Annotated in this window: 17 protein-coding genes; 6 read left to right on the top strand and 11 right to left on the bottom strand. The window is 73.9% G+C overall.

Features of this window, described 5'->3' with window-relative positions:
• Positions 1-8 precede the first annotated feature (8 nt).
• Complete coding sequence (locus BF93_RS00280; protein WP_038369968.1) at positions 9-545, top strand: GNAT family N-acetyltransferase; 537 nt, start codon at positions 9-11, stop codon at positions 543-545.
• On the opposite strand, the gene BF93_RS00275 is transcribed toward BF93_RS00280, so the two are convergent.
• Complete coding sequence (locus tag BF93_RS00275) at positions 511-870, bottom strand: MerR family transcriptional regulator (RefSeq protein ID WP_038369966.1); 360 nt, start codon at positions 868-870, stop codon at positions 511-513. The two genes, BF93_RS00280 and BF93_RS00275, sit on opposite strands and share 35 nt — an antisense overlap.
• A gap of 59 nt (positions 871-929) precedes the next feature.
• On the opposite strand from BF93_RS00275, the gene BF93_RS00270 reads away from it, so the two are divergent.
• Positions 930-1,532, top strand: a complete 603-nt coding sequence (locus BF93_RS00270) for an RBBP9/YdeN family alpha/beta hydrolase (RefSeq protein WP_038369965.1) — start codon at positions 930-932, stop codon at positions 1,530-1,532.
• On the opposite strand, the gene BF93_RS00265 is transcribed toward BF93_RS00270, so the two are convergent.
• Positions 1,533-2,447: a LysR family transcriptional regulator gene (locus tag BF93_RS00265; protein ID WP_038369964.1), complete on the bottom strand. Its 915-nt coding sequence runs from the start codon at positions 2,445-2,447 to the stop codon at positions 1,533-1,535. It abuts the gene before it with no gap.
• Positions 2,448-2,517: 70 nt separating this feature from the next.
• On the opposite strand from BF93_RS00265, the gene BF93_RS00260 reads away from it, so the two are divergent.
• Positions 2,518-3,576, top strand: coding sequence for a YeiH family protein (locus BF93_RS00260; protein ID WP_051486331.1), 1,059 nt, complete (start codon positions 2,518-2,520; stop codon positions 3,574-3,576).
• A 108-nt stretch (positions 3,577-3,684) separates the two neighbouring features.
• Here the strand turns inward: BF93_RS00260 and BF93_RS00255 are convergent, their stop codons facing one another.
• Genes BF93_RS00255 through BF93_RS00215 form a run of 9 tightly spaced genes read right to left on the bottom strand, consistent with a single transcriptional unit; the run spans position 3,685 to position 12,491 of the window.
• Complete coding sequence (locus BF93_RS00255) at positions 3,685-4,764, bottom strand: hypothetical protein (RefSeq protein WP_038369963.1); 1,080 nt, start codon at positions 4,762-4,764, stop codon at positions 3,685-3,687.
• The gene (mnmA, locus tag BF93_RS00250; RefSeq protein ID WP_038369961.1) at positions 4,761-5,846 is read right to left on the bottom strand and encodes a tRNA 2-thiouridine(34) synthase MnmA; all 1,086 of its coding nucleotides are present in this window, start codon (positions 5,844-5,846) and stop codon (positions 4,761-4,763) included. Before mnmA ends, BF93_RS00255 begins: the two co-directional genes overlap by 4 nt.
• Before the next feature lie 42 nt (positions 5,847-5,888).
• Positions 5,889-7,055 carry a cysteine desulfurase family protein gene (locus BF93_RS00245; RefSeq protein ID WP_038370409.1) on the bottom strand — a complete coding sequence of 389 codons (1,167 nt, stop codon included), beginning with the start codon at positions 7,053-7,055 and terminating at the stop codon, positions 5,889-5,891.
• Positions 7,052-7,957, bottom strand: coding sequence for a hypothetical protein (locus BF93_RS00240; protein WP_038369960.1), 906 nt, complete (start codon positions 7,955-7,957; stop codon positions 7,052-7,054). Before BF93_RS00240 ends, BF93_RS00245 begins: the two co-directional genes overlap by 4 nt.
• A gap of 33 nt (positions 7,958-7,990) precedes the next feature.
• Complete coding sequence (locus tag BF93_RS00235; protein ID WP_038369959.1) at positions 7,991-8,989, bottom strand: vWA domain-containing protein; 999 nt, start codon at positions 8,987-8,989, stop codon at positions 7,991-7,993.
• Entirely contained in the window at positions 8,989-10,011 is a 1,023-nt protein-coding gene (locus BF93_RS00230; RefSeq protein ID WP_038369958.1) for a vWA domain-containing protein, read from the bottom strand. The genes BF93_RS00235 and BF93_RS00230 overlap by 1 nt, the downstream gene beginning before the upstream one ends.
• The gene (locus tag BF93_RS00225; RefSeq protein ID WP_038369957.1) at positions 10,002-10,502 is read right to left on the bottom strand and encodes a hypothetical protein; all 501 of its coding nucleotides are present in this window, start codon (positions 10,500-10,502) and stop codon (positions 10,002-10,004) included. Before BF93_RS00225 ends, BF93_RS00230 begins: the two co-directional genes overlap by 10 nt.
• Positions 10,489-11,385, bottom strand: a complete 897-nt coding sequence (locus BF93_RS00220; RefSeq protein WP_038369955.1) for a DUF58 domain-containing protein — start codon at positions 11,383-11,385, stop codon at positions 10,489-10,491. The genes BF93_RS00225 and BF93_RS00220 overlap by 14 nt, the downstream gene beginning before the upstream one ends.
• A 23-nt stretch (positions 11,386-11,408) precedes the next feature.
• Entirely contained in the window at positions 11,409-12,491 is a 1,083-nt protein-coding gene (locus tag BF93_RS00215) for an AAA family ATPase (RefSeq protein ID WP_232226134.1), read from the bottom strand.
• Positions 12,492-12,665: 174 nt separating this feature from the next.
• Between BF93_RS00215 and glgX the strand changes: the two genes are divergently transcribed.
• The 3 genes from glgX to glgB all read left to right on the top strand — a co-directional run bounded on the left by glgX (position 12,666) and on the right by glgB (position 19,266).
• The gene (gene glgX, locus BF93_RS00210; RefSeq protein ID WP_038369954.1) at positions 12,666-14,894 is read left to right on the top strand and encodes a glycogen debranching protein GlgX; all 2,229 of its coding nucleotides are present in this window, start codon (positions 12,666-12,668) and stop codon (positions 14,892-14,894) included.
• A gap of 172 nt (positions 14,895-15,066) precedes the next feature.
• Positions 15,067-17,037 (top strand): alpha-1,4-glucan--maltose-1-phosphate maltosyltransferase, encoded by a 1,971-nt coding sequence (locus BF93_RS00205; protein ID WP_051486447.1) that lies wholly within the window; start codon positions 15,067-15,069, stop codon positions 17,035-17,037.
• Positions 17,038-17,061: 24 nt separating this feature from the next.
• A complete protein-coding gene (glgB, locus tag BF93_RS00200) occupies positions 17,062-19,266 on the top strand; it encodes a 1,4-alpha-glucan branching protein GlgB (protein ID WP_038369953.1) in 2,205 nt (734 codons plus the stop codon).
• The last annotated feature ends 40 nt before the right edge of the window (positions 19,267-19,306 follow it).

Here is a 19,306-nt window from a genome sequence, read left to right as displayed (position 1 = left end):
CTGGGCCGATGATCTCCCGCAGCATCCGCCGCGCCTCCCCCGCCGACATCCGTGCCCTGCAGGGCATCGAGGCCGCGGCCGACGAGCTCTTCGCGCCCTTGTTCGGCCCGCAGCCCTTCGGCCCGGATTCCGCGGCCGACGGCGCGGCCCGGGCGGCGGAGCCCGGGTTCGTCCTCGTCGTCGCGGAGGCCGAGGACGGGCCCGCGATCGGCTTCGCGCACGTGCTGTGGCCCTTCGGGCCGGGGGACGCCCACCTCGAGCAGCTCGCGGTGCTCCCCGCGCACCTGCGGCGCGGCCACGGGAGGGCGCTGGTCGAGGCGGCGGTGCGCGAGGCCTCCGAGCACGGAGCCCGGCGCATGACGCTGCGGACCTTCGCGCAGGTGCCCTGGAACGGTCCGTTCTACGCGGCCTGCGGCTTCGCGCCCATCGCACCGATCCCGCACCCCGCCCACCGCGCCATGGTCGCCGTCGAGGAGCGCCTGGGGCTGGCGGAGCTGGGCGAGCGCGTCCTCATGGCGCGGGATCTGGGCTCTCCAGCGCTCTGAGCGCTCCGCGCGTCCGCGCGATCCGGTCCTGCTCGCGGTCCAGCCGGGCCTCGATGCGGTCCAGCTCCGCCCGCAGGTCCGGGCACATCACCAGACGGTGCGCATCCGTGCCGTCGCGCACGCAGTCGAGGTAGAGCCGGACGGCGCGGGTGCCGAGCCCCGCGGCGAGCATGACTCGGATGCGGGCGACGGCGGCGAGATCCTCCGCCGCGTACTCGCGGTACCCGCCGGAGGTGCGACGGGGCTCCAGCAGCCCCGCCTGCTCGTAGTGGCGCAGCGACCGCGGGCTCACCCTGGCGGCCCGCGCGAACTCCCCGATCAGCACCTGTCCTCCTCCTGCCCGGCTTGACCTTCACCCTAGCGGCAGGCCCTACCGTCCCGGCCATGACCTCTCGCACCCCGCACCGGATCGTCCTCGTCCACGGCTACGGCGCCACCCCGCAGGACCACTGGTTCCCGTGGCTCTCCCGGCTCGGCACCCCCGTGGACGCCCCTGCCCTCCCCGATCCCACGGCGCCGCGCGCCGAGGAGTGGATCTCCCGCGCCGCCGCCGCGATCGGCCGCACCGATGCCCGCACGGTCGTGGTCACGCACAGCCTGGGCGGCATCACCGCGCTGCAGGCCCTCGCGCGGCTGCTTCGAGACGGCCGGGCACGGGAGCCGCTGGCAGGGTTCCTCGCCGTCGCCCCGTTCGTCGATCCGCTCCCGGCCGTCGGCGACCCGCAGCTGGACGCGTTCCCGGACCGCGGCCTGGGCCGGTTCCTCGAGGGCTTCGCGCCGGAGGCGATCCGCGAGCTGCTGGGGCCGGTGACGGTCCTGCGCTCCGACGACGACGCGATCGTCCCCGCCGCGCACAGCGACCGGACCGCCGAGGCCCTGCGGGCCGAGACCGTGATCGTCCCCGGGGCCGGGCACTTCCTCGCCGAGGACGGCGTCCGGGAGCTCCCGGCTCTGGGCGCCCGCCTGGGCACCCTGCTGGGCGGCTGATCAGCGCTGCGCGTCGAGGAGGGCCTGCAGGGCCCCGTCCAGCCGCGCGGGGCGCGGGCCGTTCCAGACGACGCGCAGCAGGCGATGCAGCGCGACGCCGCGCACGGGGATGCTCACGAGCGTGCCCTCGCGCAGGTCCGCGTCGACGATCAGCTCGCTGAGCACGGCGGGGCCGGCGCCGCCGGCGACGGCGGTGCGCACGGCGGCGTTGGAGTGCAGCACCAGCGCGGGCTCGGCGAGCGGACGCGGCGCGAGCGCCTGGCGCAGCACCTCCCGCGTCCCGGACCCCTCCTCGCGCACCACCAGCGGCGTCGCGGCGAGCTGCGCGGCGTCGACCCCGTCGCGCCGCCGCTGCGGGTCCCGGGCCCAGGCGTGGGTGGGCGCGACCACGGCGACCAGGCGGTCCCGGCCGATGACGAGGGACCCCAGCCCGGCGGGCTCCTCGGCGCCCTCGACGAAGCCGATGTCGGCACGGCCGCGCCGCACCGCCGCGAGGACGCCGCTGGAGTTGTCGACCTCGAAGGACGCCGGGACCCCGGGGAGGTCCGCCGCGAGCGCGGCGAGGAAGACCGGCATGAGGCGCTCGGCGACGGTCTGCGAGGCGATGATGCGCACGCGCCCCTCCCCGGCGGCGGTGCGGACCTGCTCGACGAGATCGTCCGTCGCGTCCAGGACGCGCCGGGCGTGCTCGAGGGCGACGCGGCCGGCGGCCGTGGGCTCGGATCCCCGGGAGCCGCGGTCGATCAGCCGCGCGCCCAGCCGCCGCTCGAGGCGGGACAGGGTGCGCGAGGCGTTGGGCTGCGCGATCCCGAGGGCGCCGGCCGCGGCGGAGAGGCTGCCGAGGTCGCCGACGGCCACCAGCAGCTCGAGGGCGTCGAGGTCCGGGCGGGCGGCATGCACGGGCAGGGCAGGCATATCGCTGATGATATGGGTCCTGGTCGATCGAGGGCTACCCCCGCGTCCCCGCGGAGGGGACCGTGGAGGCATGTCCCCGCGCTCCGCCCTCCGTCCCGTCCCCGCCCTCCCCGCGCCCCCGCAGCGGCGCCGGCTGCTGCCCGGCCTCGGGCTGGGCCTCGGGGCAGGGGCGATCGCGGTCGCGGCGGGCGCGGCGGTGCCCGCCGCCTCCCCCGCCCTGGTGGCGATCGTGCTGGGCACGGTCCTGGCCAACACCGGGGTGCTCGGGCCGTCCGTCCGACCGGGCCTGGACGCGACCGCGACGTCGGTGCTGCGCGCGGGCATCGTGCTGCTGGGCCTGCAGCTCGCGCTCGGCGACGTGCTCGCCCTCGGGCCGGCGGTGCTCGGGGTGATGGCCGCGGTGGTGGCCCTCGGCATCGGCGCCGGGCTGCTGCTGGGCCGCCTGCTGCGCCTGCCGCCGATGCTGACGATCCTCATCAGCTGCGGATTCTCCATCTGCGGGGCCGCGGCGGTCGCAGCGACCGCCGGGACCCTCGCCGCGCAGGGATCCGAGCGGGAGCGGCTGCGGGCGCACACCGCGACCGCGGTCGCGCTCGTGGTCGTCGTCGGCACGGCGATGATCCCGCTGCTGCCCCTCGCCGCGGGCGCGCTGGGGCTCGCGCCGCAGACCGCGGGGACCTGGGCGGGAGCCTCGATCCTCGAGGTCGCGCAGGTGGTGGCGGCCGGGAGCCTGCTGGGGCCGGAGGCGCTGGACGCGGCGGTGCTGGTGAAGCTGGGCCGCGTCCTGCTGCTCGCCCCGGTGATCGCGGCGCTCACCCTCGCGCTGCGCTCCCGCAGCGCCGCGCCGGGCGCCGCGGAGGGCGGGGCCCGGCCGCCGCTGGTGCCCGTCTTCGTGATCGGGTTCCTGCTCGCGGTGCTGGTGCGCTCGAGCGGGCTCGTGCCCCCGGCGGTGCTCGGCGCCGCGCAGCTCGTGCAGTCCGTGCTGCTGGCCGCGGCGATGTTCGCGCTCGGCACGGGCGTGCGGTGGGCGCTGCTGCGCCAGGTGGGCGGGCGGCCCGTGGCCCTCGCGCTCGCGCTGGGCGTGATCGTCACCGGCACGGGGCTGCTCGGGGCCGTGCTCACGGCCTGATCTCGAGGACCGGGCGCCCTTCCGAGGGACGCCCCGCGGCCGTAGCCTGGACGGGACGCCGGGATCAGGTCTCGATGGGGCGACCCGATCTCGACGTCGCCGCCGCGGTCAGCCCTGAACCCGCTCCGCCCACGCCGGGGCGGCCCGCAGCAACCGCTGCAGGTCCCCCTCGGTGAGCAGGGTGTCGCGGGAGGGCTCGGCGGCGGGATCCTCGCCCGCACGCCCGCGCGGGCGATGCGCCAGCAGCGTGAACCCGGCGAGCTCCCGCCGCCCGTACCCCAGCCGCCCCCAGACCTCCGCGAGCGCCTCGAGGGTCGGCTCCGCCCGCGCCGGATCCACCACGAGCGCCAGGTCGATGCCGTCCTCGCGGGCGCCGGCGAGGGCCTCCCACAGGCGGCGCCCCGACGCCCCGGACAGCGGGCCGATGCTCGCGGGGGCGATCGCGAGGGAGCGCGCGCCGGCGCTGATCGCGGCCTGGAGCAGCTCCGCATCGGCGGGGACCTGCAGGCGCACCTGCGAGGCCTCGGCGCCGGCCGAGGCCAGGGCCTCCAGCAGCCCCCGCCACAGCACGCCGATCTCCGCGGCGGGCAGCGCCGGGTAGCGCCGATACCCGGAGGGGGTGGGCAGGGAGCCGCCGTGCACCGCACGGGCGGCGTCCTCGCGCAGCAGGACCGAGGGCGCCGCGCCCGGCACATGGGAGGCCACGGCCCGCAGGTGCTCGAGGATCCCCTCGGCCAGCAGGATCGGCACGTCCCGCACGGCGCCGCGGTCGGCGAGGGTGCGCTCCCCCGAGGCGAGGTGGGTGGCGGCGGCCAGGGTGATCGGCCCCAGGGTCACCGCCCGCAGCGGACCCTCGTAGCCCAGCAGGGCGATGCGCGCGTCCTCCAGGGTCCGCGCGCGCAGCTCCCGGGCCCGCAGCCAGGCCCGGCCGGCGCCCGGCCCCATGCGCCATCCGTAGGAGGTGAGGTCGCCGCTGGTCCCGGCGAGCAGGGCGAGGGAGGCCGGCAGCAGCTGGTCGGCGCTCTCGGTCCCCAGCGCGGCCGGGAGGTACAGCTCGGTGCCGATCTCATCCTCGAGGTCGTCCCCCAGCAGGGAGCGCAGGGCCACCAGGGCCTCGAGCCGGCTCGCGTCCTGCCCGGGGGCGGAGACGAGGGTGCCGTCCCCGGTGAGGGTGACCAGCGCGCTCACGCCCGGCGCTCCAGGGTCGCCGCGGCGAGCACCCGGTCGCCGTCGTACAGCACGAGGGTCTGACCGGGGGCGACGCCGCGCACGCTCTGCTCGAGCGACACCTCCAGCAGCTCCTCCCCTGCCGGCAGCTGCTCGATCCGGCCCGGGATCGCCTCGCCGTGGGCGCGGATCTGCGCCGTGACGCGCCGCCCGGCGCTCAGCGGCTCGAAGACGACCAGGTCACGGGCCAGCAGGCGGGAGGTGGACAGCAGCTCGGCGGCCCCGACGACGACCTGCCGGGACTCGGGCCGCACGTCCAGCACGTAGCGGGGGCGCCCATCGGCCGCAGGCTGGTGCAGGCCCAGCCCCTTGCGCTGGCCGATGGTGTAGCCGTGGGTGCCCCGGTGGGTGCCGAGCACCGCGCCGTCGGCGTCGACGATCTCGCCGGGCGCCTCGCCGAGGCTGCGCTCGAGGAAGCCCCGGGTGTCGCCGTCGGCGATGAAGCAGATGTCGTAGCTGTCGGGCTTGGTGGACACGCCCAGCCGGCGCGAGCGCGCCTCCTCGCGCACGGCTTGCTTGTCGGCCATGTCGCCGAGCGGGAAGAGGGAGGAGCCGATGGCCTCCGGCCCCATCACCGCGAGCACGTAGGACTGGTCCTTCGCGCTGTTGCGGGAGCGGTGCAGGGAGGGGGCGCCGCCCGGGCCCTCGGCGCGGATCGAGGCGTAGTGGCCCGTGCACACGGCGTCGAAGCCGAGCGCCTTGGCCCGCTCGAGGAGGGAGGCGAACTTGATGCGCTCGTTGCAGCGCACGCAGGGGTTCGGGGTGCGGCCGGCCGCGTACTCGGACAGGAAGTCCTCGACGACGAGGTCGTGGAAGTCGTCGGAGAGGTCCCACACGTAGTACGGGATGCCGATGCGCTCGGCGGCCACCCTGGCGTCCGAGGCGTCCTCCACGGTGCAGCAGCCGCGGGAGCCCACCCGGGTCTGCGAGCGGTCCTTCGACAGCGCCATGTGCACGCCGACCACCTCGTGCCCCGCCTCCGCGGCGCGCGCCGCGGCCACGGCGGAATCGACGCCGCCGCTCATCGCTGCCAGAACCTTCATGCCCCTCCTCCGGTGTTCCTGCCGACCCAGCAGTGTATGCGCTCAGCCGAACAGGGAGCCCACGGCCCGGGCCCGCTGCAGCGCCTCGGGCAGCGCCGCGAGGACGATGTCGACGTCCTCGGCGGTGGAGGTCCATCCCAGGGACAGACGCAGCATGGCGTGGCCGCGGGCGTCCACGCCCATCGCCTCGAGCACGTGGCTGCCCCGCTGGACGCCGGCGCTGCAGGCGGAGCCTCCGGAGGAGTCCACCCCGCGCTCGTCCAGCAGGAACAGCAGCGCGTCCTGATCGGCCCCGGGGAAGGTCGCGTGCACGATGTGCCCGGCCTGCGGGACGTCCTCCGGCGCGGTGAAGCGGACGGAGGGGTCGATGCGGGCGATCCCCTCCCGCAGACGGGCGGCGAGATCGCGCAGGCGCGCGGACTCGGCCTCCGCCTCGGCGAGGACCTCGTGCAGGGCCGCGGCGAGGCTCGCCGCGTGGGCGGCGTCCAGGGTGCCGGAGCGGACCCCGCGCTGCTGACCGCCGCCGGTGGACTGGGCCGTGAGCGGGACGGCCGGATCCGCCACCAGGACGCCGACGCCGACCGGGGCGCCGATCTTGTGGCCGGACAGGGACATGAGGTCGACGGTCCCCGGGGCCGGCAGGGCCGCATGCCCCACGGCCTGGACGGCGTCGGTGTGCACGACGGCGCCGTGGGCGCGGGCCGCCGCGGAGATCGACGCGAGGTCCTGGAGGATGCCGGTCTCGTTGTTGACCAGGGCGGCGCTGACCACGCTCACCGCGCCGTCGGCGAGGGCGCGGTCCAGGGCGTCGGGGTCGACGGCGCCGCGCCCGGTCACGGGCAGCTCGCGGGCCGCGATCCGCGGGGCCAGGGAGCGTGCGGTCTCCAGCACCGCCGCATGGTCGCTCGCGCAGACCGCGACGGCCGAGCGCGCGGGATCCGCCGCCTGCGCGGCCAGGGCCGCGCCGCGCACGGCGAGGTTGTCCGCCTCGGTGCCGCCGGAGGTCAGGATCAGCCAGGACCGCCTCACCCCCAGGTCCGCGGCGATCGACTCGAGCGCCTCGTCGAGGACGGCCCGGGCACGGCGCCCCGAGCCGTGCACCGAGGTGGGGTTGCCCAGCACGTCGGAGGCCGCGAGGAAGGCCTCGCGCGCGGCGGGGCGCAGCGCGGTGGTCGCGGCGTGGTCGAGGTACGCGCGCCCGGCGCTCACCACGGCTTCTCCGGGTCCTGCGCCTCGCCCGGGGAGGAGGACTCGCCGTCGCCCTGGTTGGCGGACTTGTTGCGCTCCTCGAGCTCGTCCTCCTTCGGGTTCCCGGAGGTCTGGCCCTCGGTGGTGGCCTCCTCGGTGGGACCGGTGCCGGAGGGGTCCTCGTGGCGGGGCGAGCCCGGATCGGGGGCTCCGCCCTGCCCCTCCTTCTGGCGGGCGTCGGGGTCGTTGCCGGCCTCCTCGTCGGCCCCGCGCCGCTTCTCCTCGACGCGCTTCTCGTTCTCGTCCGTGGTCTCCTGGTCCTCGTTGCCGGCGCCGCCGCCCCCGCCGCCCTCGCCGTCCTGGCCGCCTCCGCCGCCGGAGGCGCAGACGAACAGCATCTGCTCCGCCTCGAACAGGCGGTCGGCGCGCTCGGCCGGGTCCTCGATGAGGTCGGCCTGCCGCTCGATGGAGATCGCGAGGTTGTTGAGGATCTTGCACTGGGCGTGGATCGGCTGGTTGAGGTCGGAGGATCCCTCCCAGACCTCGAGGGCGGTGCGCAGCTCCGCCTCCGCGGCGGCGTCGTCCCCGGCCTGCAGCAGGTCGGTGCCCTTGGTCAGGTGCGGCAGGTAGGGCTCGAACCAGTTCACGACCCAGACGGGCGCGAGGCGGTCGATGGCGGAGGTGTACTCCTGCTTCTCGTAGGCGGCGCCGTGCCAGGCCTGCGTCACCGGCAGCGAGACGAACTTCAGCGCCAGCAGGCCCAGCAGCAGCAGCGGGATCGCGAGCACGCCGAAGGCGATCAGGCGGATGGTGCGCAGGCGCCGCACGTCCAGGCCGAAGTCCCCCGGCCGGCGCGGCTCGTCCTGCGTCAGGGGCGGACGGTCGGTGCTCCCCTGCTCGGGGACGGTCGTGGTCGGGTTCATCGGGTCCTCCCCCGCGGCGTCGTCATCTCCGGCTCAGCGCTCCTGCACGGAGGGTACATCCGTGCGATCCATCCGCCGGGGCAGGCGGTACGTCATCGCTCCCAGCTCCCAGATGAACAGGCAGGCCAGCGGGATCGCCGCGACCCAGTACCAGTCCTCGTAGGTCGGCACCCGGGAGGTGGACTCCACCGGGACGGGGCGCAGCTCGATCCCCTCCAGCGTCCCCTCGATCGGGGCCTCGGGGTCGGTGCGATGCAGGTACGGCACGCCCATGTCGGCGGCGATCTTCTCCAGCTGCGCCTCGTCGATCATCGACAGTCCCTGCGCCCCCGACGCATCGGTGATGTACTCGCCGTCGCTCTGGCCGCCCTGGGCCTTCATCGGCCCGCCCTCCGGGGTGCCGTAGCCCAGCACGGCGCCGCCGTCGATCATCGGCTGGGCGGGGCCGAAGGGCTCGGACTCCTGCCCGTCGGTGTTCTCCCCGTCGGAGAGGAAGTAGACGATCCGGTAGGAGTCGGGATCATCGCGCTTGGTCTCGGACAGGGCCGTGAGCAGGCGCTGCAGGGGCCGGTCCACGTTGGAGCCCTGGGAGTAGGCGGTGGGCTCGGTGGTGAGGGTGTCGACCCAGGCCAGTGCGGCCCCTGCATCGGTGGTCAGCGGCAGCTGCTCCGAGGCGGAGGAGTCGAAGGAGATGATCGAGTAGCGCGAGCCCTCGGTCATGGACATGATCCGCTGCATGTCGGCCTTCACCCCCTCCAGCCGGGGCTGCCCGTCCGCGTAGTCCTCGGCGTTCATCGAGCCGGTGCGGTCCACGACGAAGAAGACGTTCGCGTTCATGCGCTGGGTCTGCTCGCCCTCGAGCGGGGTCACCGGGCGCACCGCGACCACGGCGATCAGCAGCACCATCAGCAGACGGCGCCCCCAGTCGACCCGCTGGCGGGGGCGGCTCACCAGCATCACGGCGCACAGCACGAGCAGGGGCAGCAGCACCGGGATGCTCAGCCACAGCGGGATCAGGTGCTCCAGGCGCATCAGCGGTTCCTCCAGCCCAGGACCAGCACCGCGACCAGCGCGAGCAGCGCCAGCACGAAGCCGAGCATCGGGTGGTCGTTGCGGATCACGGTGGGCTCGGCGCCCATCAGCTCGGCCTGGCTGCGCTGGATCTGCTCGATGATCGAGGGGATCGCGTTCGGGTCCGAGGACTGGTACAGGCCGCCGTCGACGGTCTCGGTGACCGTCTTGAGCTCCTCGAAGCAGACGTCGGTGCACTCGAAGGCGCCGGGGTAGAAGGTGTACAGGTCGATGTCGCGGGCGGCGACGCCGTCCACCGCCTCCTGGAGGGTGAAGATCGGCTCGCCGTTGACCTCGTTGTCCGTCGCGAAGATGATCGAGCGGCTGCGGTCCTGGGCGGCCTGGTCGAACAGCAGTCCGCAGGAGGCCAGGCCGTCGGGGACGATGGAGGCCTGGTCGTCGATGCCGCGCGTGCCCTCGACGAAGTCGACGTACTGGCGCACCTTCTCCTCGGGGTAGTCGCGGGTGCCCAGGCGGTAGCCCGTCTCGTCGAAGTCGATGGCCTCGGCGCCCTCAGTGAGCTCGCGCCGGATCAGGTCGTAGTCGTTGGTGAGGGGGAAGACGGTGCGGCTGGTGGAGTTGAAGATCGACAGCGCCACCCGCTCGCCGTCGAAGGAGTCCACCATCGCGGCGAAGGTCTGCAGGATCTCCGTGTCGTACTCGTACATCGAGCCGGACACGTCCAGGCACAGCACGATGTCCCGGCTCGCGAAGTCGGGGGTCTCGATGCGCTCGGTGGCCACGCGGCCCGAGAGCACGGAGGCGCCGAGCACGCCCAGCACCGCCAGCCCCACCTGCAGCACGCGGACGATCCGGGCCGTGCGCTGGGCGCGCACGAAGCTGGGCAGCTGCTCGAGGAAGGAGGAGTTGGCCACCAGCACCGGCGAGCGGCGCATGGCGCGGCGGTTCCAGAAGGTGATCGCCCACACCGCGATCCCCGCCAGGAGCAGCAGCAGCGTGACCCACCAGAAGGTCATGACCATCGGCGGATCACCTCCCGGCAGCGGTGCACGGACTCGGCCAGCTCGGTGTCGCTGCTGGCGGCGAAGTCCGGCTCGTAGAGGTGGGCGATCAGCCGGCCCACGTCGTGGGTGCGGTCGTCGGCGATCAGCGTGGCGAGGTCCTGGCTGGTGACGTCGTGGCCGGTGGTCGAGCGCACGAAGCGCCGCATGACGGCGGTGAGCTCGTGGTGGCCCTCGCGCGCGTCGATCTCCTCGGCCTCGTGGCGGGCGGCGATCTCGTTGACCGCGCGCAGGAACTCGGCCTTGAGGGTCTCCACCTCGCCGGGGCGGGCGCGGTAGGCGCTGCGGGTGACCACGGCGCGGGAGATGCGCAGCACCGCGATGACCAGCGCGGCGATCACGATCAGGCACAGCGCGGCGAGGATCAGCCAGGCCACCGAGTACTGCGGCGGATCGATGATCTGGGCGGGCTCCGCGAGGAGGGACGGCAGCGGGAACTCAGGCGCGGGCATGGCGGTACTCCCTCGCACGCAGCATGGCGATCATGTCCTCGACCACCGTGGTGTCCCCGGCGGTGAGCACGTGGCTGATGTGCAGGCGGTCCAGCATCGCGGAGACCTCGTCGCGACGGGCCCGGCGGAAGGCCTCGACGTCCCGGGCGACCTTCGGGCTGTGGCGCGAGAGCTCCGCGATCTCCCGCGGATGGTTGACGTCGACGACCTCGTGCTCCTCGTCCTCGCGCTGGAGGGGATCCGCATCGCCGATGCGCACCACCATCACGTCGTGCCGGGTGGTCAGGCGCCGCAGGATCGAGTAGTCCTCCAGCAGGGGATGCGCCTCGTCGGTGATGATGGTCATCAGCGTGGCGCGGGAGGTCACGCGGAAGGCGCGCTCGATCAGCCAGGAGGAGTCCGGCGCCGGGGCGGCCGCGGTGGTGGTCTGCTGGATGGTGCGCAGCACCAGCTCGAGGTGGCCGTCGCTGGAGCGGGCCGGCAGCTGGGTGGGCCGCGCCTCCGCGCCGGCGACCAGACCCACCAGGTCCCCGTTCTTCTGGGCCAGGAAGCACACCAGCCCCGCGGCGGTCACCATGGCATCGCGCTTGGAGGTGCCGTCGGCCGCGGTCGCGGCCATCGCGGAGGAGGTGTCCGCCACGATCGACAGGTGACGCACCCGCTCCTCGTTGAACTGGCGGATCAGCGGCTCCCCCGAGCGCGCCGTCGCCTTCCAGTCGATGTCGGAGATCTTGTCCCCGGGCTGGTAGTACTTCAGGTCGTCGAAGTCCTCGCCGCTCCCCTTGAACAGGGACCGTCCGCGCCCCTGGATCAGTCCCCGTGCCCGCCCGGACGTGGACAGGTCCACCCGGGCCTTGACACGGGTCAGCAGCGATGTCGCCATGCGGCGCCGTCCTCTCCTCGCGGTCAGGGCATCGGCACGGCGTGGAACACCGCGTCGATGATCTGCTCGGGCTTGATGCCGCCGGCCAGGGCGTCGAAGGTCAGCACGAGGCGGTGGCGCAGCACGCCGTAGCGCATGGCGCGCACGTCGTCCGGGGTGACGAAGGAGCGCCCGTTCAGCAGCGCGTGCGCCTGGCCCACCCGCATCAGCGCGAGCGAGCCGCGGGGGCTGGCGCCCACGCGGACCGACTGGGTCAGGTTCGGCACCGGGCGCGGGCCGGAGCCGCGGGTGGTGAACACGAGGTCGATGATGTAGCGCTTGACGGCCTGGTCGACGTACACCGCATCGACCATGCGCTGCAGGAAGCGGATGTCGTCGAGGGTGACGCTGGCGACCGGCTCGGAGGGCGCCGAGAGACGGCCGCTGGTGGAGCGGTCGAGGATCTCGTGCTCCTCGCCGGGCCGCGGGTAGGTGAGGACCTCCTTGATGAGGAAGCGGTCCATCTGCGCCTCGGGGAGGACGTAGGTGCCCTCCTCCTCGATCGGGTTCTGGGTGGCGAGCACCATGAACGGCGAGGGGAGCTTGTAGACCTCCCCGCCGATGGAGGTCTGCCGCTCCTGCATCGCCTCGAGCATGGCCGACTGGGTCTTCGCGCTCGAGCGGTTGATCTCGTCCAGCAGCACGACGTTCGCGTGCACCGGGCCCAGCTGGGTGGTGAAGGTGCCGTTGCCGTAGTTGAAGATCTGGGTGCCGATGATGTCGTTGGGCATCAGGTCGGGCGTGCACTGGATGCGGGCGAAGGTGCCGGTGATCGAGGACGCCAGGGCCGATGCGGCCGTCGTCTTGGCCAGCCCCGGGACCGACTCCAGCAGCACGTGCCCGCCGGCGGCGAGCGCCGCCAGCAGGGTCAGGCGCAGGTTCTCCTGGCCGACCACGCGGGAGCCGAAGACGCTGCTGATCGTGCGCACGATCTGCTTCGCCCGCTCGAGGTCCTCGCCCGAGATGGTGGCGGCACCGGGGGCGAACGACGCCGCGGGACGCTGTCCCCGGGCCTCGGACTGCGGCGACGCGGGCGCCTCGGGACGCTGATGCGGCGGATTGCTCATGTGGTGCGCTTCCCCATCCATGCTCTTGCGGCGTCTGCCGGTGCCCTCGCGCGCTGCGGCGGCACCGGCCACGATCCTAACGGGTGTGAGCGGGGGCACCGTGAATGCGGTGGCACCGACCACAGAACACCCGGTCCTCCGGGCGCGCGCTCCGCCCGGTGCGAGGATGAGCGGGTGCCGGAACACGTCCCCTCAGCCTCCGCCCCCGTCTCCCCCGGTCTGCACGTCGGCCAGGACGGGAGCGGGACCTTCGCCGTCGTCGCGCCCCGCGCGCAGGCGGTCGACCTGTGCATCCGCCGGGGACGCACCGAGACGCGGCACCGGCTGCGCCGCGTGGACGGCCCGCTGCACTGGGACCGCGTCACCGGGATGACCCCCGGCACCGAGTACGGCATCCGGGTCTACGGCCGGTGGGACCCGGAGGCGGGGCACTTCGCGAACCCCGAGATGCTCCTGCTGGATCCCTACGCGCGCGGGGTGAGCCACGCCTCGCCGCTGCTGACCTCGATGTTCCCCTACGAGGTCGACTCGATGCTCGAGCCGGTCTCCGCCGAGCTCGCCCCCAGCCCCTTCGACTCCGGGCCCACCGCCGTGTGGTCGGTGCACCTGGACGGCTCCTTCGACTGGCAGGAGGACCGCGCCCCGCGCACCCCGTGGGAGGACACCGTCCTGTACGAGGCGCACGTCAAGGGGCTGACGGCCCTGCACCCGCGGGTCCCCTCCGCCCAGCGCGGCACCTATGCGGGGCTCGGGCACCGCGCCGTCACCGACCATCTGCGCTCCCTCGGCGTCACCGCGATCGAGCTGATGCCGATCCACGCCGCGATGGACGAGCCGCACCTCACGCGGCTGGGGCTGACGAACTACTGGGGCTACTCGACCCTCTCCTTCCTGGCCCCCAACCCGGCCCTGGCGACCGCCGCGGCCCAGCGGGCCGGCGCGCAGGCGGTGCTCGACGAGGTGCGCACCATGGTCCGCTCCCTGCACGCGGCCGGGATCGAGGTGATCCTCGACGTGGTCTACAACCACACCGCCGAGGGCGGGGCGCTGGGGCCCAGCCTGTCCCTGCGCGGCCTGGACGCGGCGGAGTACTACTGGCTCTCCGAGGGCTCCTTCCTCGACGTCACCGGCACCGGCGGCACCCTCGACCCGCGCAGCGTCCACGTGATGGACCTGATCCTCGCCTCCCTGCGCTACTGGGCGCAGGAGGTCCACGTCGACGGCTTCCGCTTCGACCTGGCGACCGCCCTGGCCCGGGACGACGGCGGCTTCCGCGCCGACCATCCCCTGCTGCGCGCCATCAGCACCGACCCGGTGCTGCGGGGGCTCAAGCTCATCGCCGAGCCCTGGGACGTGGGCTCCTACGGCTGGCGCACCGGCGGCTTCCTGCCGCCGTTCGCCGAGTGGAACGACGCCTTCCGCGACGGGGTGCGCGGCTACTGGCTGGCGCAGCCGCGGGAGCGGGAGCGCTCCGGCGACCCGGCGATCGGCGGCGTCCGCGATCTCGCCACCCGCCTGGCCGGCAGCAGCGACCTGTTCACCCGCCAGGACCCCTCCGACCTTCCCGCCGGGCGGACCCTGCGCTCGGCCTGGGCGTCGGTCAACTACCTCACGGCCCACGACGGCTTCACCCTCGCCGATCTCACGAGCTACGACGACAAGCACAACGAGGCCAACGGGGAGGACGGCCGCGACGGCACCGAGGCCAACCGCTCCTGGAACCACGGGCACGAGGGTCCGGTGGATCCGGGCACGGCCGACGGCGCCCGCATCGCCGCGCAGCGCCGGCGCACCCGCCGCTCGATGCTCGCCACCCTCCTGCTGGCCAGCGGCACCCCGATGATCACCGCCGGGGACGAGCTCTCGCGCACCCAGCAGGGCAACAACAACGCCTACTGCCAGGACAACGAGATCTCCTGGGTCGACTGGTCCCTCGCCGAGAGCGAGGAGTCCTGCATCGCGACGGTGCGCACGCTGCTCGCCCTGCGCCGCGAGCATCCCCAGCTGCGCACCCGCGCGTTCCCCCGCCCGGCCGACCCGGCGGACCTGCGCGAGGACCAGGTCGCCTGGTTCGGGCGCGAGGGCGAGGAGCTCAGCCACGAGGACTGGTTCGACCCCCGCCGGCATGTGCTGCAGATGCTGCGCCCCGGCCCCGAGCATGTGCTCGTGGTGATCTCCGGCGCCGACCGCGACCTGGAGGTCACGCTGCCGGCGCAGCCCTGGCCCACCGGGACCCCGCGGATCGTGCTGGACACCTCCCGCGAGGACGGCGGGACCGGCAGCGATCCGATGTCTCGCCCCGTGCGCGGGAAGGACGGGCGGCAGCGGCTGCAGGTCCCGGCGCGCAGCGTCGTCGTCATCGTGATCGGCGACACATCCGGGGTCGAGGAGCGGCTACCCTGAGCCCAGGCGGCTCCCCCCGCCGGCACCCCGACCCGATCCGGCAGGAGTAGGCATGACCGCAGCGAGCGGCCCCACCGCATCGAAGTCCCCCGCACCTCCCTCCGCGAGCCCGGCTCCCCCTGCGAGCGCTGCTCCGCGGGGCCTGGACGCCGGCGTGGGCCGGATCCCGATCATGGCCGTGTCCCCGGTCGTGGACGGGGGGCGCTTCCCGGCATCGGCCGCCGAGGGCGAACGGGTCCCGCTGACCGTCAACGCCTTCCGCGAGGGCCACGACGCGATGGGCGTGCAGGTGCGCCTGCGGGATCCCGACGGTGCGGAGAGCGTGCTGCCGCTCGAGCCGCTGAACCCCGGCCTGGACCTGTGGCGCGGGTACGCGATCCCGGACCGCCCCGGCCACTGGTCCTTCACCGTGGAGGCGTTCAGCGCCCCGTACGCCACCTGGGCGCACGTCGCCGAGGTGAAGATCCCCGCCGGCATCGACGTCGACCTCGTGTGCGCCGAGGGCGTGCAGGTGCTCGCCCCCGTGATCGAGGAGGCCGAGGCGGGGCTGCGTCCCGCCTCCGACGCGACCCTGGCGCGGGCGGCGATCGACGCGCTGCGCAGCCACGCGCTGGGACCCCAGGGGCGCGTCGCCCCCGCCCTCGCCGCCGACCTCGCGGCCGTGCTGCGGGAGCGGCCCCTGCGCGAGGGCGTCACCACCGCGGGCCCCTACCCGCTGGTGGTCCACCGACGCCGGGCCCTGTTCGGCTCCTGGTACGAGTTCTTCCCCCGGTCCGAGGGCGCCCGCTTCGATCCCGAGCACGGCGGCTGGCGCTCGGGCACCTTCGCGACCGCCGCCCGGTCCCTGGACCGGATCGCGGCGATGGGCTTCGACGTCGCCTACCTCACGCCCATCCATCCCATCGGCACCACCTTCCGCAAGGGCCGCAACAACACGCTCGAGGTGGCCGAGGGCGATCCGGGGTCCCCCTACGCCATCGGCTCCCCGGACGGCGGCCACGATGCGATCCACCCGGACCTCGGGACGATGGAGGACTTCGACGCCTTCGTCGGCCGGGCGAAGGAGCTGGGGCTCGAGGTCGCCATGGACATCGCCCTGCAGTGCTCCCCCGACCACCCGTGGGTGGCGGAGCACCCCGAGTGGTTCGTGGTGCGCCCCGACGGCAGCATCGCCTACGCCGAGAACCCGCCCAAGAAGTACCAGGACATCTACCCCCTGAGCTTCGACACCGACTACGAGGGGCTGTACGCGGCGATCCGCGACATGCTCGAGCTGTGGGTGTCCCACGGGGTGACCCTGTTCCGCGTGGACAACCCCCACACCAAGCCGGTGCGCTTCTGGGAGGAGCTGCTCGCGGAGTTCGACGAGAAGCACCCGGAGGTGATCTTCCTGGCCGAGGCCTTCACCCGGCCCACCATGATGCACACCCTGGGCAAGGTCGGCTTCCACCAGTCCTACACCTACTTCACCTGGCGCCACACGCCCGAGGAGCTCAGCGAGTACGCCCTCGAGCTGGCCGAGGCCGCGCACTACATGCGGCCCAGCTTCTGGCCCACCACGCACGACATCCTCACGCCCTTCATGAGCGGCGGCGGCGAGGCCGCCTTCCGCCTGCGGGCGATCCTCGCCGCGACGCTCTCGCCCACCTGGGGCATCTACTCCGGCTACGAGCTGGTCGAGGACGTCCCGCGGCCCGGGGCGCAGGAGCAGATCGACAACGAGAAGTACGAGTACAAGCCCCGCGACTACCTGGGAGCCCTGCGCTCGGGGCGGAGCCTCGAGCCGCTGCTGACGCGGCTGAACACGATCCGGCGCGAGCACCCCAGCCTGCAGACGCTCACCGACGTGACCTTCCACCGGGCCGACGACCCGCAGGTGCTCGTCTTCTCCAAGCACCTGCCGGGCGAGGCCACCCCCGGCGGCGTCGCGGACACCGTGATCGTGGTGTCGCTGACCGAGCACGACCGCGACAGCGGGACCGCGGTCCACCTGGACCTGGAGGCCCTCGACGTGCCCGGACCCTTCGAGGTGGAGGACCTGCTCACCGGCGAGCGGTTCACCTGGGATGCCGATCCGTTCGTGATCCTCAGCGCCGGCTCCCGCCCCGCCCACGTGCTGCGCATCGTGCGCGAGCACGCCTGACCCCGACCGCCCGAGGAGACCATCATGAGCGAGAACAGCAGCGGCACCGGCGCCCCCCAGCCCATGCCCGTGGGGACCCACGAGCTCGGCGCGACGGCCACCGGCTCCTACCACGACCCGCACTCGGTGCTCGGTGTGCACCACTACGACGGGGCCGTCACCGTCCGCACGCTCAAGCCGCTCGCGCACGCCGTCGCGGCGGTGCTCGAGGACGGCACGGCCGTGGACATGGTCCACGAGCACGACGGCATCTGGGTCGGGGTGATCGACCTCCCCGAGGTGCCCCGCTATCGGATCCGGGTCACCTGGAGCGAGGGCCAGGACCCGGTCGAGCTCGAGGAGCCCTACCGCTTCCTGCCCACCCTCGGCGAGCTGGACCTGCACCTGATCCGCGAGGGACGCCACGAGGAGCTGTGGCGCGCGCTCGGCTCCCACGTGCGCGAGGTCGGCGGCGTGCCGGGCACCTCCTTCGCGGTCTGGGCGCCGAACGCCCGTGCCGTGCAGGTGATCGGCGAGTTCGACGGCTGGGACGGACGGGGCCATGCGATGCGCTCGCTGGGATCCTCCGGCGTCTGGGAGCTGTTCGTCCCCGGGGTCGGCGACGGCGCCGTGTACAAGTACCGGATCCTCGGCGGGGACTCCCAGTGGCGCGAGAAGGCCGATCCGATGGCCCGCCGCGCCGAGGTCCCGCCGGCCACCGGCTCGATCGTCACCAGCAGCACCTTCGAATGGGACGACGACGCCTGGTTGGCCGCCCGGGCCCAGACCGACGCCCTGTCCGCGCCGATGTCCATCTACGAGGTCCACCTGCCCAGCTGGCGCCAGGGGCTGGGCTACGCCGAGCTCGCCACCGAGCTGGTCGACTACGTGGTGGAGATGGGCTTCACGCACGTGGAGTTCATGCCGCTGGCCGAGCACCCCTTCGGCGGCTCCTGGGGCTACCAGGTCACCGGCTACTACGCACCCACCTCGCGCCTGGGCTCCCCCGACGAGCTGCGCGCGCTGATCGACGCCCTGCACCGGGCCGGGATCGGCGTGATCATGGACTGGGTCCCCGCGCACTTCCCCAAGGACGAGTTCGCCCTGGCCCGCTTCGACGGCCAGCCGCTGTACGAGCACGCCGACCCGCGCCTGGGCGAGCATCCCGACTGGGGCACCTACATTTTCGACCTCGGCCGCAACGAGGTGCGCAACTTCCTCGTCGCCAACGCGTGCTACTGGCTCGAGGAGTTCCATGTCGACGGCCTGCGCGTGGATGCCGTCGCCTCCATGCTCTACCTCGACTACTCGCGCGAGGAGGGGCAGTGGCTGCCCAACCGCCACGGCGGCCGCGAGAACCTCGAGGCGATCGCCTTCCTCCAGGAGACGAACGCGACGGCGTACAAGCGCGCCCCCGGCATCGTGATGATCGCCGAGGAGTCCACGTCCTTCCCGGGGGTCACCCGACCCACCGACGCCGGCGGGCTCGGCTTCGGCTTCAAGTGGAACATGGGCTGGATGCACGACACCCTCGAGTACCTGGGCCTGGACCCGATCCACCGCCAGTACCACCATCACGACCTCACGTTCTCGCTGATCTACCAGTACTCCGAGAACTTCGTGCTGCCGATCTCCCACGACGAGGTCGTCCACGGCAAGGGCTCCCTGCTGCGCAAGGCGCCCGGCGACGACTGGCAGCAGGCCGCGAGCCTGCGCGCCTATCTCGCCTTCCAGTGGACGCATCCCGGCAAGCAGCTGCTGTTCATGGGCAGCGAGTTCGGCCAGGGCACGGAGTGGTCGGAGTCCTCGGGGCTGCCCTGGTGGCTGCTGGAGTACCCGCTGCACCGCGGCGCCCAGCAGCTCGTGCGGGACCTCAACCATCTGCTGCGGGAGCACCCGGCGCTGTACGAGCAGGACCAGGACCCGGCCGGCTTCGAGTGGCTGATCGGGGACGACGGCGCCCACAACACGGTCGCCTTCGCCCGCCGCGACGCGGCGGGCGACCCGGTCGTGGTGGTCGTGAACTTCTCCCCGTCCCCGTGGCACGAGTACCGGGTGCCGATGCCCGAGGCCGGCGGCTGGGTCGAGGTCCTCAACTCCGACGCCCCCGTCTACGGCGGCAGCGGGGTCGGCAACCTCGGTCGGGTGCGGGCCGAGAAGCTGCCGATGCACGGCCGCGAGGCCTCCGTGCGCCTGTCGGTGCCCCCGCTGGGCGCGGTCGTCCTCGCCCCGGAGCGCACCGTGCGCTGATCTGCGGGAGCGCCGCTCCCCCGGGCACGACGGCGTGAGG

The sequence above is a fragment of the Brachybacterium phenoliresistens genome, assembly GCF_000576425.1.
Lineage (GTDB): Bacteria > Actinomycetota > Actinomycetes > Actinomycetales > Dermabacteraceae > Brachybacterium > Brachybacterium phenoliresistens.
This window is presented reverse-complemented; position numbering and strand designations above follow the sequence as displayed.

Bases quoted from the DNA above. Each gene is read 5' to 3' on its own strand.
- BF93_RS00280 (WP_038369968.1), top strand. From the start codon at position 9: ATGATCTCCCGCAGCATCCGCCGCGCCTCCCCCGCCGACATCCGTGCC.
- BF93_RS00270 (WP_038369965.1), top strand. From the start codon at position 930: ATGACCTCTCGCACCCCGCACCGGATCGTCCTCGTCCACGGCTACGGC.
- BF93_RS00265 (WP_038369964.1), bottom strand. From the start codon at position 2,447: ATGCCTGCCCTGCCCGTGCATGCCGCCCGCCCGGACCTCGACGCCCTC.
- BF93_RS00260 (WP_051486331.1), top strand. From the start codon at position 2,518: ATGTCCCCGCGCTCCGCCCTCCGTCCCGTCCCCGCCCTCCCCGCGCCC.
- mnmA (WP_038369961.1), bottom strand. From the start codon at position 5,846: ATGAAGGTTCTGGCAGCGATGAGCGGCGGCGTCGATTCCGCCGTGGCC.
- BF93_RS00240 (WP_038369960.1), bottom strand. From the start codon at position 7,957: ATGAACCCGACCACGACCGTCCCCGAGCAGGGGAGCACCGACCGTCCG.
- BF93_RS00235 (WP_038369959.1), bottom strand. From the start codon at position 8,989: ATGCGCCTGGAGCACCTGATCCCGCTGTGGCTGAGCATCCCGGTGCTG.
- BF93_RS00230 (WP_038369958.1), bottom strand. From the start codon at position 10,011: ATGGTCATGACCTTCTGGTGGGTCACGCTGCTGCTGCTCCTGGCGGGG.
- BF93_RS00225 (WP_038369957.1), bottom strand. From the start codon at position 10,502: ATGCCCGCGCCTGAGTTCCCGCTGCCGTCCCTCCTCGCGGAGCCCGCC.
- BF93_RS00220 (WP_038369955.1), bottom strand. From the start codon at position 11,385: ATGGCGACATCGCTGCTGACCCGTGTCAAGGCCCGGGTGGACCTGTCC.
- BF93_RS00215 (WP_232226134.1), bottom strand. From the start codon at position 12,491: ATGAGCAATCCGCCGCATCAGCGTCCCGAGGCGCCCGCGTCGCCGCAG.
- BF93_RS00205 (WP_051486447.1), top strand. From the start codon at position 15,067: ATGGCCGTGTCCCCGGTCGTGGACGGGGGGCGCTTCCCGGCATCGGCC.
- glgB (WP_038369953.1), top strand. From the start codon at position 17,062: ATGAGCGAGAACAGCAGCGGCACCGGCGCCCCCCAGCCCATGCCCGTG.